Below are 12,928 nucleotides of genomic sequence, written 5' to 3' on the forward strand. Positions count from 1 at the left end.
CGGGCCTCCTCACGGCACGACGACGGTCTTGATGCAACCGTCGAGCTTGGACGAGAACAGGTGGTAGCCCTCGGCGATGTGCTCGAGGGGGATGCGGTGCGTGATGATGTCGCTCGGCTTGAAGTGCCCGGCCTGGATGTGCTCGAGCAACCGCGGCCACTGGCGCTTCACGTGCGCCTGGTTCGTGTGGATCGTGACGCCCTTGTTCATCGCGTCACCGAACTTCACCGCGCTCGGGATCGGCCCGTACGCACCGACCGCCGAGACCGTGCCGCCCTTGCGGACACCGTCGATCGCCCAGTTGAGCGCCGTCGGGGACCCGCCCTGCAGCTTCAGCTTCGAGGCGGTGACCTGCTGGGTGAAGTTGCCGTCCGCCTCGGCTCCGACGGCGTCGATCACGCTGTCCGCACCCAGGAAGTCGGTCTGCTTCTTCATCTCGAGCACGACGTCGTCGACCTCGGCGAAGTTGATCGTCTCGGCGTGCGCGAAGCTCCGGGCCTTCTCGAGCCGGTACTCGAGCTGGTCGACGACGATCACCCGGCCGGCTCCCATGAACCACGCCGACGCCGCGGAGAACAGTCCGACCGGCCCGGCACCGAGCACCACGACGGTGTCGCCCTCGCGGATCGACGCGAGCTGCGCCCCGAAGTAGCCGGTGCTCAGTGCGTCCGTCATGAGGAGGGCGTCGTCGTCGTCGAGCCAGTCCGGGATCACCTGCGGTCCGACGTCGGCGAACGGCACCCGCACGCGCTCCGCCTGCCCGCCGTCGTACCCCCCGGTGGTGTGCGAGTACCCGTAGATGCCGCCGACCGCGGTCGCGTTCGGGTTCACGTTGTGGCAGTTCGCGAAGAGTCCGCGGGCGCAGAACCAGCACGTGCCGCAGAAGATGTTGAACGGGACCATCACGCGGTCCCCGACCGACAGGGTCTCGACGGACGAGCCGATCTGCTCGACCACCCCGATGAACTCGTGGCCGAACGTGTGCCCGACCCGGGTGTCGGGCATCATGCCGTGGTACAGGTGCAGGTCCGACCCGCAGATCGCAGCCCGTTCCACCCGGACGATCGCGTCGTTCGGGTGCTCGATCCGGGGATCCGGTTTCTCCTCGACGCGGATCCGGTAGGGGCCGCGGTACGTCATGGCGCGCATGGACGCTCCTCTCGTTCGTCGCGTCAACGCTGGCGCGCGCCACGTTGGAACGGACACAGGACCGCAGATGGCGGACAGGCGGTGGGCGTTCGCACAGACGGACGGGAGGCGCGGTGCCAGCTGGCACCGCGCCTCCCGTCCGTCACCGGCGTGCGTCGACCACTCGGCGCAGCCACGCGCGGGCTCCGGCGACGTCATCGAAGACGCCGTCGTCCTGCGCCGCCGCGGACGCTACGAGGAGTTCGCGGAACACCGGCCCCGGGGTGAGTCCCGCGTCGACGAGGTCGCGGCCGGACAGCAGCCGCACGGGTCGACGCGCGACCTGGTCCCGGAGCGCGACGTCGAACCACGACCACGCCGAGGACCGACTCGCCCCCGGACCACGCCCCTGCGAGTCGGCTTCGCACACCCGGGCCCACGACTCCATCGCGGGCAGGGAGGATCCGAGCCGTCGGAACAGCCGCCGAGCAGCGGCAACGGACGGTGGCGCGCCGTTGGACGAGTGCGGGACCATGTGCTCGCGAACGAGCGGGACGACCCGCTCGACGATGTGGCGTGGCGCGCCGAGGCGACCGAGCAGCGCTGCTGCTGCCGCAGCGCCGGACACCTCGTGGCCCAGGCTGCGGATGCGGACCGCACCTGCGTCGTCGGCGAGGACCTGCGTGCCGGAGCCGGCCTTCCCCAGGTCGTGCAGCACGGCGGCGAGCACGACGACGACCCGGTCGTCACCCCGGATCCCGTCCGCGGTACAGGCGCGGGCGGCAGCGTCCCCCGCCGCTCCGAGGTGGACGTGCACGGGACCCTCCGGGTGCCACCGGGGGTCCTGCGGCACGTCTCGGACCGCGGCGAGCTCGGGCAGGTGTCGCTCCCAGCCGCTGCCGTGCAGCGTTCGGAGGGCAGCCGACACGTGGTCGCCGAGTGCCAGCTTGCGGATCTCGGGCCAGACCCGTCCGGTCGCGATCGACTCGAACCGTGCCGCGAGCGACCGCGCCAGACGCAGCGTCGCGGGGTGCACGGCGAAGTCGAACCGGGCGACGAGCTGTACGGCACGCAAGACCCGGAGCGGGTCCTCGCTGCAGCGTTCGGAAGCGTGCCGCAGCACGCCGATGACGGCATCGTCGATCCCACCGACCGCGTCGAGGAACACGTTCGTGCGGGGGTCCCAGGCGACGGCGTTCACCGTGAAGTCCCGACCGAGGGCAGACACCGTGACCGGATCGAGCGCACCGGACTCCGCCGTCACTGCGACGTCGACGCGGGATCCGTCGAGCACCACCTTGAGGACCGGAAACCCCGCACCGGCCTCGACGACGATCGCGCCGGCCGCACGCAACGCTCCGACGACCACATCGGTCCTGGTGCCGTGCACCTCGACGTCGACGTCACCGGTGGTGGTCGGTCCGCGCCCGGCTTCCCGGAGCAGCACGTCGCGGACTGCTCCGCCGACCAGGGAGGGCTGCCCGATCCCGCCCAGGACCTCGAGCACCGTTCGGGCTCCGGCGTCGAGGCCGAAGGCGCGGAGCGGGTCGGCCGGACCGGGGCACCGGTGGACGGTGCTGTCGTGACGCTCGGCGCCGCATCGCAGGCACGATCGGACGGAGGAGGAGGTGGTGGGGCGCACGTGTCGGTCGACTTCCGGGACCTCGTCGCCGTGGGCGCCGAGGGAGTCAGTATGCCGGAGAGCGGCAGGTGGGTGCGAATGCACGTGACGGACGGACGGGAGGCGCGGTGCCAGCTGGCACCGCGCCTCCCGTCCGATCTTTGGGGGCGTCTAGCTCTTCGACGCCTCGACGAAGTTGCGTCGCGGGTCAGTCTCCTTGATCAGGGAGGTCGCGTCGCGACCGGACACCGCGCCGGTGATCCAGCCGATGATGATGCGGGCCTTCCGGTTCAGGGTCGGCATCGCGTACACGTGGTACGCGCGGTGCGCGAGCCACGCGAGCAGGTTGGTCATCTTGATGCCCTTGATGTTCGCGGCACCCTTGCCGACACCGTACGACGCGACGGTGCCGATGGAGGGGTGGCGGTACTCCTCGAGCGGCTTGCCGGTGATGGTCGCGACGATGTTGTCGGCGGCGACCACGGCCTGGCGCACGGCGTTCTGCGCGTTCGGCGGGTAGAACGCCGGCTGCTTGTCGGCGGTCAGGTCGGGCACCTGCGCGACGTCACCCAGGCCCCAGACGCCCTCGACGACCTGGTGGGTGTCCTCGGCCTCGACCTGGAGCTTCGCGTTCGCGGCGAGGTGGCCCTTCGGCCCGCGCGGCAGGTCGGAGGCGTCGAGGAGCGGGTTCGGCTTGACGCCGGCGGTCCAGACGAGCAGGCCGGTGGCGAACTCGTCGCCGTCGGAGAACTTGACGACACCGCCCTCGGCGCTCGGCATGGTGGTCTTCAGGCGGACGTCGATGCCACGGGCACGGAGCGACTCGAGCGTCCACTTGGACAGCTCCGGGCCGACCTCGGGCGCGACGCGGTCGAGGGCGTCGATGAGCACCCAGCGGGGCTGCTCGCCCGCGAGCGACGGGTAGGTCTTGATGGCGGCCTGCGACACGTCGAAGAGCTCGCCGATCGCCTCGACGCCGGTGTAGCCACCGCCGACGAAGACGCTGGTCAACAGACGGCGACGCTCGTCCTCGTCACGGGTGGCAGCGGCCTTCGCGATGTTGTCGAGGAGCTTGGCGCGCACGTAGGCGGCCTCTTCGACGCTCTTGAAGCCGACGCCGTACTCCTCGAGCCCGGGGGTCGGGAAGGTGCGGGTGACGGAACCGAGGGCGACGACGAGGTGGTCGTAGCCGAGGGTGCGGTCGTCGCCGCCGGCGGTCGCGATCGAGACGGTCTTGTCCGCCGAGGAGATCGCGGTGACCTTGCCCTGGATCACCCGGGTCTTGCGCAGTGCACGGCGCAGCTCGACGGTGACGTCCTTCGGCGCGATGTGGCCACCGGCGACCTCGGGCAGGAACGGCAGGTACGTGTAGTAGGTGTTCTGGTCCACGAGCGTGATGCGCATGGGCACCGTGGCCGCGTGCTTCTGGAGCTGCTTGACCGTGGTGTAGCCAGCGGAGCCGCCGCCGAGGACGAGGACGTGAGGGATCGAGTCTGCCATTCCTCCGGTCTACCGGACTTTGGCTTGGCGCGTCATGAGTTCCGCGGCCTGTCGCGGAGCCGCCACCACGCTGTCTCGGCCAGTTCGGGCCCCGTGAACACCCCGTGCGGGGTGCGGCGGGACTCGGTGAGCGAGAAGCGGCGCAGTCGGTAGCCGCCGCCGAAGCGGTCGATGATCGCCTCGGGTGACGCCTCGGGGTCGCGCTTGACGTACCAGGTGCGGTCGTCGACCGGCTCGATCACGCCGCGGTCACCGTCGTCCGCCGATGCGGGAGCGCAGGATGTCGATGCGCTTCTGGATCTGCTCGATGCTCGCCTGCGCCACGGCCGGGCCACCACTGATCCGTCGGAGTTCGGCGTGGATCGATCCGTGCGGCTCGTTCGAGTGCCGGGACCAGATCGACACGAGCCGGGCGAGCTCGGTGCGCTGCTCCTTGATCGTCATGTACATCGGTCGGTCGGGCTCGGGCGGCTTCGGCATGCCGTCCTTGGCCGTGCGGCCCTTGGAACGCTTCGCCTGCGTCGCCTGTCGCGCGCGCAGGAGGTCGCGCACCTGGTCGGGTTCGAGGAGCCCGGGGATGCCGATGAAGTCGAGCTCCTCGAGGGAACCGACCTCGCCGCCGGTGCCGAACTCACCGCCGTCGTAGAGGACGCGGTCGAAGGACGCCTGCGAGTCGAGTGCCTCGAACGGCTGGACCTCGAGCAGGCTCTCGGACGCGCGGTCTTCCTTGTTGGCCTCGGCGACCATCGCGTCTTCGGGGTTGTACATGCCGTCGTCGGCGTCCTTCGGGCGGTCGAGGGCGTGGTCGCGCTCGAGCTCGAGGGTGGCGGCGAGGGCCATCAGGCCGGGGACGCTCGGCAGGAAGACGCTCGCGGTCTCACCGCGGCGACGGGCACGCACGAAGCGGCCGATCACCTGGGCGAAGAACAGCGGCGTGCTCGCGCTCGTGGCGTAGACGCCGACGCAGAGCCGTGGGACGTCGACGCCCTCGGAGACCATGCGGACGGCGACCATCCAGCGCGAGGTGTCGTCGGCGAACGCGCTGATGCGGCTCGACCCGGCGGCTTCGTCGGACAGCACCACGGTGGGACGCTCCCCCGTGATCTGCTGCAGTATCCGGGCGTAGGCGCGCGCTGTGGTGGTGTCGGTGGCGATGACCAGGCCGCCGGCGTCGGGCACACCACGGCGAACCTCGGTCAGACGTTTGTCGGCCGCGGAGAGCACGGCCGGCATCCACTCGCCCTCGGGTGACAGCGCGGTGCGCCAGGCCTGGGCCGTGATGTCCTTCGTGACCTGCTCGCCCAGGGACGCCGACATCTCGTCGCCCATCCGGGTCTTCCAGCGCATCTGTCCGGCGTACGCCATGAACAGCACCGGGCGGACGACGCCGTCCTTCAGGGCTCGGCCGTAGCCGTAGTTGTAGTCGGAGATCGAGGTGCGGATGCCCTGTTCGTCGGGGGCGTACTGCACGAACGGGATCGGTGCGGTGTCGGACCGGAAGGGGGTCCCCGACAGCGAGAGCCGGCGGGTGGCGCCGGAGAACGCCTCTCGGATGCCGTCGCCCCACGTCAGGGCGTCGCCACCGTGGTGGACCTCGTCGAGGACGACCAGGGTGCGGCCGCCCTCGGTGATGCGCTTGTGCACCTCGGGGTTCATGCCGACCTGGGCGTACGTGATCGCGACGCCCTGGTAGTGCCGGCCGAACATGCCGTCGCCGTTCTTGAACATCGGGTCGATCCGGATGCCCACACGGTCGGCGGAGTCGGCCCACTGGCGCTTCAGGTGCTCGGTCGGGGCCACGACGACGATGCGGTCGACGGTGCCGCGGGCGAGGAGCTCGGTCGCCAGACGCAGCGCGAAGGTGGTCTTGCCGGCGCCGGGGGTCGCGGCCGTGAGGAAGTCGCGGGGTTCCTTCTCGAAGTACTTCGTGAGCGCTTCGATCTGCCAGGCGCGGAGCTTCGAGGCCGTGCCCCAGGCGGCCCGGTCCGGGAACGCCGGCGACAGGTGCTGGACGGCCGAGTTGCCGGCCGCTTCGGCCAGGGCCGCGGCATCGGCTTCGGCGCGGGCTGCGTCACCGTGCGCCTGGGTTCGGTGCGCCTGGCTGCCGTCGTGCGTCGGCGACGATCCGCCTGCGCCGGACTGGTCGTCACCCGACTCCGCCCACAGCGTGGCGGGCTGCTGGTCTTCGTACTCCGCTGCGCTCACTGAACCCGATTCTACCGCCACCGTCAGTCCTGCCGAGCGTGCGGGACGCCGCCGTCAGGGGTCCGGCGGACCAGGGATGCCGGTCGCAGCACGCCGGCACCGAAGCGTGCGGCGACCGCGTCGACCGTGGTCTCGGTGTCGCGCCACGGCGCGTCGTCGTCCCACAGGGCGTTGCTCGCGGCCGCGGGCACGAGGTTCTCGCCGCGCACCCCGATCAGCCGGATCTGGTTGCCCGGTCGGTGCAGCACGTCGTACAGCTCGACGGCTTCGCGGTGCAGGCGCTTCGCGACGTCGGTGGGCTCCGCCAGCGTGCGCGACCGGGTCAGGGTGGTGAAGTCGGTGTAGCGGACCTTCAGTGCCACGGTCCGGGCCTGCACGTCGGCCTGGCGCAGGCGGACGGCGACCTTGTCGGCCAGGCGCAGGAGTTCACGGGCGACGTCGTCGCGCTCGGTCAGGTCGCGGCCGAACGTGACCTCGTGCCCGATCGACTTCTCGCCGACGCCGGTGTCGACCATGCGGGGGTCGCGGCCCCACGACAGGTCGTGCAGCCGCTGCCCGCCGGCCGGGCCGAGTGCCGACACCAGCGACCCGAGCGGGGTGTTCGCCAGGTCGCCGACCGTGCGGATGCCCCGGCGTTCGAGCGTCTCCTGCGTCTTGCCGCCGACGCCCCAGAGCGCGGACACCGGCTGCGGGTGCAGGAACGCCACGGTGTCGGCGGCGGGCACCACGAGCAGGCCGTCCGGCTTCGACCGGCTGGAGGCGAGCTTCGCGACGAACTTCGTCGATGCCGCACCGACGGAGCAGTGCAGACCGGTCTCGGCGAGGACCGTGCGGCGGATCGCCTGGCCGATCTGCCACGGGGTGCCGTACAGGCGGAGGGCGCCGGCGACGTCGAGGAACGCCTCGTCGATGCCGAGGCGTTCGACCCGCGGGGTGAACCGGTCGAAGATCGCCATCACCGCGGCGGACTGCGCCCGGTACTTCTCGAAGTGCGGTTCGACGATGACGGCGTTCGGGCAGCGGCGCTTGGCGACGGCCATCGGCATCGCGGAGTTGACCCCGTAGCGACGGGCTTCGTAGGTGGCGGCGGTGACGACGGAGCGGTCGGAGTCGTGCCCGACGATGACCGGCAGCCCCACCAGGTCGGGGCGGTCGAGCAGTTCGACGGAGGCGAAGAAGGCGTCCATGTCGACGTGCAGCACGGTCGCCGAGACGTCGTCCACCGGTGCGTCGGAGACGAGGCGGTTCCGTCCGTCCTGCTTGCTCACACCGAGATGATGCCAGGCGCCGCCGACATCGCCGTGCGGGGCGTGCTCACGGCCGCTCGGTGCGAGGTTCGTCCCGTCGTGCGCGGTTGCTCGCCCGCCGTCGCACCGTGCGGCCTTCGCGACTCGGTGCCGGGTTGGTTGCACGGTGCGGCGCCACAGGGCAGCACCGAGCGACCAAGCTCGCACCGGCCGACGGACCCGGCACCGTGCGCCGCCACGCCACGACGCCGCCGCGCCCATCGCACCGTGCGCCCTTCGCAACTCGGTGCCGAGATGGCTGCACCGTGCGGCGCCACAGGGCAGCACCGAGCGAGCAAGCTCGCACCGGCCGACGGACCCGGCACCGTGCGCGGCCACGCCACGCCGCCGTCACGCCAACCTCGCACCGTGCGAGCGCAGCGCTCAGCCGAGCGGGCCGAGCACCGACGCGGCGATCGTCCGCGCCGCGGAGTCCCGCGACGACGGGTGGTACTGCCCCGCCCGGACGTCCCGCGCCAGCCGCGCCAGCTCACTCGACGACCGGAACGCCGAGCCGCCGACGACGCGCATGGCCTCGTCCACGACGTGCTGGGCCGTGTCCACGGCCCGGGCCTTGGTGCCGACGAGCAGCGGGAACCAGCGGGCTCCGAGGTCGTCGAGCTCGTCGACCGACCGGGCCAGCGAGTCGACCTGCAGCGTGATCGCGTCGACCGCACCGCGCAGGTCGGCGATCGCCCGGCGCACGTCCGGGTCCTGCGACCGCGGAGTCCCGTCGGCCGCGGTCCGCCCCGCCACGGCGGCCGCCGCGAGCGTGATCGCCCGCTCCGCGACGCCGGCGTACACCGAGGCGATGAGGAGCTCGAACGACGCGAAGATCCCGAACACGAGCGGGTCCTGGTTCGGCCCGACCGGCAGCGACCGGACGATGCGGTCGGCGGGGACGTGCACGCCGAGCAGCTTCGTGGTGCGGCTCTGCGTCGCGCGCATCCCGAGCGTGTCCCAGTCGTCCAGGTGCTCGACGTCGCCGTCGGACCGCAAGACGAACCCGTGCACGAGCCGTGGCTCCGGCCCCGAGGTGTCCTTGCCGGAGACGCTCATGACGTCCCACGCTGGTGCGAGGGACGTGAAGACCTTCGTGCCGGTGAACCGGTAGCCGCCGTCGCCGTCCGGCTCCGCAGTCGTCGACGAGTCGAACAGCACGGCGTCGTTGCCGGGTTCGCTCACCCCGAAGGCGAGCAGGTGGTCGTCCGCAGCGTGGTCGGTGACGGCCTGGAGGAACGACTCGCCTCGCGTACGGACGGCGCGGGCCGCCTGCACCCACACCTGGTGCATGCCGAGGCCGAGTGCCGTCGCCGGTGCGGCCTGGGCGAGGGCGCGCTGCACCCGCGCGGTGGCGCGGAGGCCGAGGCCCGCCCCGCCCTGCTCGACGGGGACGCCGATCCGCAGGTAGCCAGCGGCGCGCAGCTCGTCGAGGTCCTCGGTGCAGAACGCGTTCGCGGCGTCGTAGCCGGGGGCGCGCTCGGCGATGCGGCTGAGCAGCTCGTCCGGCACCGACCAGTCGACGGCGTCCGTGTTGGCCTTCGTCATGCCACGAGACTAGGGTCCGGGACGTGTCAGATCGTCATCCTTGGACCAGGTACGTCGCGATCGGTGACTCGTTCACCGAGGGCATCGGGGACCCCGACCCCACCGTCCCGGGCGGCAACCGCGGCTGGGCGGACCGCGTCGCCGAGGTGCTCGCACACCAGACCGACGACTTCGCCTACGCGAACCTCGCGATCCGCGGGCGGTTGCTGCAGCAGATCATCGACGAGCAGGCCGAGGCCGCCGTCGCCCTGCACCCGGACCTCATCACGGTGTCCGCCGGCGGCAACGACATCATCCGCCCCGGCTCGGACCCGGACGAGCTCGCGGAGCGCGTGGACCGGCTCGTCGCCGACCTGCGCCGCGACGGAGCCACCGTCGTGCTCTTCACCGGCCCGGACGTCGGGATGACCCCGGTGCTCGGCATGGTCCGCGGCAAGACGGCGATCTACAACGAGAACCTGCACGCCATCGCCCTGAAGCACGGCGCCCTGGTGGCGAACATGTGGGCACTCCGGGTGCTCCGGGACCCGCGGATGTGGGCCCCGGACCGGCTGCACCACTCCCCGATGGGCCACTCGACGATCGCCGCGGCGGTGCTCGACACCCTCGGCGTGCCGCACGGGCTCGAACCGTTCAACCCGGACCCGCTCGAGGCACGCCCGTGGCGTGAGGCCCGCGCCGAGGACCTCGGGTGGGCCCGGGAGTACCTGGTGCCGTGGGTGGTCCGGCGCATCAAGCACACCTCGTCCGGCGACGGGGTGTCGGCGAAGCGACCGGAGCTGCAGATCGTCACCGAGCACCCCTCCGACACCCCGTAGCCAGACGCCCGTCCGAGTCCGCACGCCTCCCCGACCGCGCCCCACCAGGGTCATCGCGCCCCGACTCCCCAGGGCGCGATGACGACACGGGGGCGCGAACCGCGTCGTGCGCGCCGCGAACGGGTCGTGCGCGCGGTGTGGTCGGCGCAGGTCAGTCCGCCGGGCGACGGAGCGTCATCGGACCGTCGTGCAGCGGCTCGGTCTTCCACTTCGCCCCGACCGTGCCCGCGTCGAGGTCGACGCGCAGGTGCAGCAGGTGCGGGGTCTCCAGGAAGCGGACCGCGACGAGCACGCTGCCCTCCGGCTCGGTGGCCGCACTCGCCGCGAGGGCGCCCTCGACGGCCCACCGTCCTTCGCCGAGCGGCACGGACTCCGACCGGCCGTCGTCGGTGATCGTCAGGCGGATCCCGTCCGCACCTCGGGCGAACGTGACGGCATCGAGGATCCCGCGGGGACGCAACCGGAGCTCGACGTCGGCGAGGTGCTCCGGAAGGCGACCACCCTGGACCGGAGGCAGTCCCAGGGAGGTGAGCCGGGCCTCCAGGGCGGATGCCGATGCCGCGTCGGACGCGCGGTCGACGGCGGGCAGCAGGTGCTCCCAGACCGCGTCGAGGACGGCCTGCATGTCGAGGCTCTGACCGGTCATCGCGAGGACGACGTCGTGCTCCGGCAGGACGATGCAGAACTGGCCGTAGGCGCCGTCGCCGCGGAAGCCGTGGCGGGCCATCCAGAACTGGAAGCCGTAACCCTGGGACCAGTCGGGGTCGGCCTCGTCCGGGTTGGCGACCTGCGTGCTGGTCGCCTGCTCGACCCAGTCGGCGTCGAGGATCCGCTCGCCGTCCCAGACGCCGCCCTGCAGGTACAGCTGGCCGAGCTTGGCGACCGCGTCGGTCGGCGCGTAGCACCCGCTGTACCCGAGCTCCGCGCCGGTGTCGTCGCGGCGCCAGGCGAGGTCGTCGATGCCGAGCGGGTCGAGCAGGTGCGGGCGGAGCCACGCGACGAGGGACCCGCCGGTCACCCGCCGGACGATCTCGGCGAGGGTGTACGTGCACGGCTGGTTGTAGGCGAAGACCGTGCCGGGCTCCTCGTCCGGCGGGAGCAGCAGGAACCCGCGCACCGTGTTCGTCGGGTCGAGGGCCTGGGCACGGTCGATCGTCTCCTCGCGGTGGCCGCTCGCCATCGCGAGCAGGTGCCGGACGCGGATGCGGCGGCTGCGTTCGTCGGTGACGTCGGCGTCGAGCTCCGGGAAGTACGAAAGCACGGTCGCGTCGAGGTCGATCAGGCCCGCCCGGACGGCGATGCCGACCCCGGCGGCGGTGAAGCTCTTGCTCAGCGAGTAGAGCAGGTGCACGCGGTCCGCGGCGTAGGGCTGCCACCAGCCCTCGGCCGCGACCTGGCCGTGCCGGAGAAGCATGATGCTGTGCGGCTCCACGTCGGGCGTGGACTCGAGGGCGTCGAGCAGGGCGGTCACGCCGCCGGGATCGATGCCGAGGGCGGCGGGGGTGGTCCGGGGGAACGTCATCATCGTCGTCACCCGACCGACTCTACGGTCGGCGGACGACGGGCGTCACGCCCCCTGGAACGGGTTCGTCCAGCGCCACCAGACGCCGGGGTCGTCGATCGTGCGTTCGAGCACGAGCGGCACCGTGACCGGGTCGTGGTCGGAGATGCGGAACCGCACCTGCCCGACCCGCTCGCCCTTCGTGCCGAAGGTCACCTGCTCGAGCTTCGCCTTCGCGGTGACGGTGGTCTTGCCCCACACGAGCACCTCGGCGGCCTTCGTCGTGACCGCGTCGGCCTCGTCCTGCCACGGGGTCGAGAAGGTGCCGAAGGTCTGCCCCTGGTGCGTGAGCGTCACCACCTGGAAGTTGTCCGCCACGGACCGCAGCAACCGCTGCACGTCGACGTCGAGGGAGTCGTGGTCGACACCGCCGAGCATCACGCCGACGACGGTGACGTCCTTGCCACCGCGCTCGTACGTCGCCGCGAACAGCAGACAGGCGCCGGCTTCGTCGAGGGTGCCGGTCTTGATCCCCTCGATGCCGTCGAGCCCCAGGAGCTTGTTCGAGTTCTCGATCTCGCCGACCGTCGGGATCGTGACGTCCTTGGTGCCGACGATGTCCTTCACCACCGGGTTCGCCAGCGCGAGCTGCCCGAGCTCGACCAGGTCCGTGGCGGTCGAGGTGTTGTCCGGGTCGAGGCCGGTCGGCTCGTGGATCGTGGTGTCGTCCAGGCCGTGTTCGTCGAGCCAGTCGTTCGCCGCGTGCTCGTAGGCGGCGATCGACCCGAAGGCCCAGATGGCGAGTGCGCCGGCGTAGTTGTTCGCCGACTTCATGAGCATCACCTGGAACGTCTGGTGCTCGGTGAGCTTCAGGCCGGCGGGCATCGGGGCGACCTCGCCGTTCTGCGCGGCGTACTTGGCGTACAGGCCCTCCATCTGCTTCGTGAAGCGGATGGACGGACCGGACTCCCCCGCGGCCATCGGTTTCTCGTCGAGCACCACGAGCGCCGTGACGACCTTCGTGATGCTCGCGATCGACCGGGGCTTCGTGTCGCCGCTGGTGCGCAGGCTCTCCGGGAAGTCCGTCGCCTCGACCGCCGTCGCGCCGTACCCCGGGAAGCTCAGCGCCGGGACGGTCGTCTTCGGTGCCGAGTACGTGGTGGTGCTGGCGCTCGCCGGGCCGAACGGCACGACGGCCGCGGCGACGAGGTACCCCGCCACCAGGAGCAGGACGGCGACCACCGAGATCGTGACCGGCCTCCGGACGGCGGAGCGGGGGCGGCGGACGACTCGTGACACGGGACCCGAGCGTACCGGTCCG

At 71.8% G+C, this 12,928-nt stretch carries 10 protein-coding genes; 1 reads left to right on the top strand and 9 read right to left on the bottom strand.

Annotated elements, in window-relative coordinates; all coding sequences use genetic code 11:
* Positions 1-9: 9 nt before the first annotated feature.
* From DEJ11_RS09705 to DEJ11_RS09735, 7 genes are all read right to left on the bottom strand, one after another.
* Positions 10-1,149 carry a zinc-dependent alcohol dehydrogenase gene (locus tag DEJ11_RS09705; RefSeq protein WP_111089380.1) on the bottom strand — a complete coding sequence of 380 codons (1,140 nt, stop codon included), beginning with the start codon at positions 1,147-1,149 and terminating at the stop codon, positions 10-12.
* Positions 1,150-1,291: 142 nt separating this feature from the next.
* Positions 1,292-2,635 (bottom strand): HD domain-containing protein, encoded by a 1,344-nt coding sequence (locus DEJ11_RS09710; RefSeq protein WP_146250055.1) that lies wholly within the window; start codon positions 2,633-2,635, stop codon positions 1,292-1,294.
* Between the two features lie 285 nt (positions 2,636-2,920).
* Positions 2,921-4,249 carry an NAD(P)/FAD-dependent oxidoreductase gene (locus DEJ11_RS09715; protein WP_027465651.1) on the bottom strand — a complete coding sequence of 443 codons (1,329 nt, stop codon included), beginning with the start codon at positions 4,247-4,249 and terminating at the stop codon, positions 2,921-2,923.
* Between the two features lie 32 nt (positions 4,250-4,281).
* Positions 4,282-4,491, bottom strand: a complete 210-nt coding sequence (locus DEJ11_RS09720; protein ID WP_017887301.1) for a hypothetical protein — start codon at positions 4,489-4,491, stop codon at positions 4,282-4,284.
* A gap of 7 nt (positions 4,492-4,498) precedes the next feature.
* Positions 4,499-6,289, bottom strand: coding sequence for a DEAD/DEAH box helicase (locus tag DEJ11_RS09725; protein WP_071403990.1), 1,791 nt, complete (start codon positions 6,287-6,289; stop codon positions 4,499-4,501).
* Positions 6,290-6,477: 188 nt separating this feature from the next.
* Positions 6,478-7,722 (bottom strand): DNA polymerase IV, encoded by a 1,245-nt coding sequence (gene dinB / locus DEJ11_RS09730; RefSeq protein ID WP_111103617.1) that lies wholly within the window; start codon positions 7,720-7,722, stop codon positions 6,478-6,480.
* Between the two features lie 402 nt (positions 7,723-8,124).
* Positions 8,125-9,288, bottom strand: coding sequence for an acyl-CoA dehydrogenase family protein (locus DEJ11_RS09735; protein WP_111103618.1), 1,164 nt, complete (start codon positions 9,286-9,288; stop codon positions 8,125-8,127).
* 23 nt (positions 9,289-9,311) lie between these two features.
* On the opposite strand from DEJ11_RS09735, the gene DEJ11_RS09740 reads away from it, so the two are divergent.
* Complete coding sequence (locus DEJ11_RS09740) at positions 9,312-10,106, top strand: SGNH/GDSL hydrolase family protein (RefSeq protein ID WP_071244716.1); 795 nt, start codon at positions 9,312-9,314, stop codon at positions 10,104-10,106.
* 151 nt (positions 10,107-10,257) lie between these two features.
* Here DEJ11_RS09740 and DEJ11_RS09745 read toward each other — a convergent pair whose 3' ends face one another.
* Positions 10,258-11,631, bottom strand: coding sequence for a serine hydrolase domain-containing protein (locus DEJ11_RS09745; protein WP_181440833.1), 1,374 nt, complete (start codon positions 11,629-11,631; stop codon positions 10,258-10,260).
* Positions 11,632-11,673: 42 nt separating this feature from the next.
* Positions 11,674-12,906, bottom strand: coding sequence for a D-alanyl-D-alanine carboxypeptidase family protein (locus DEJ11_RS09750; protein WP_146243475.1), 1,233 nt, complete (start codon positions 12,904-12,906; stop codon positions 11,674-11,676).
* Positions 12,907-12,928: the final 22 nt, after the last annotated feature.

The sequence above is a fragment of the Curtobacterium sp. MCLR17_058 genome (assembly GCF_003234705.2).
GTDB lineage: Bacteria > Actinomycetota > Actinomycetes > Actinomycetales > Microbacteriaceae > Curtobacterium > Curtobacterium flaccumfaciens.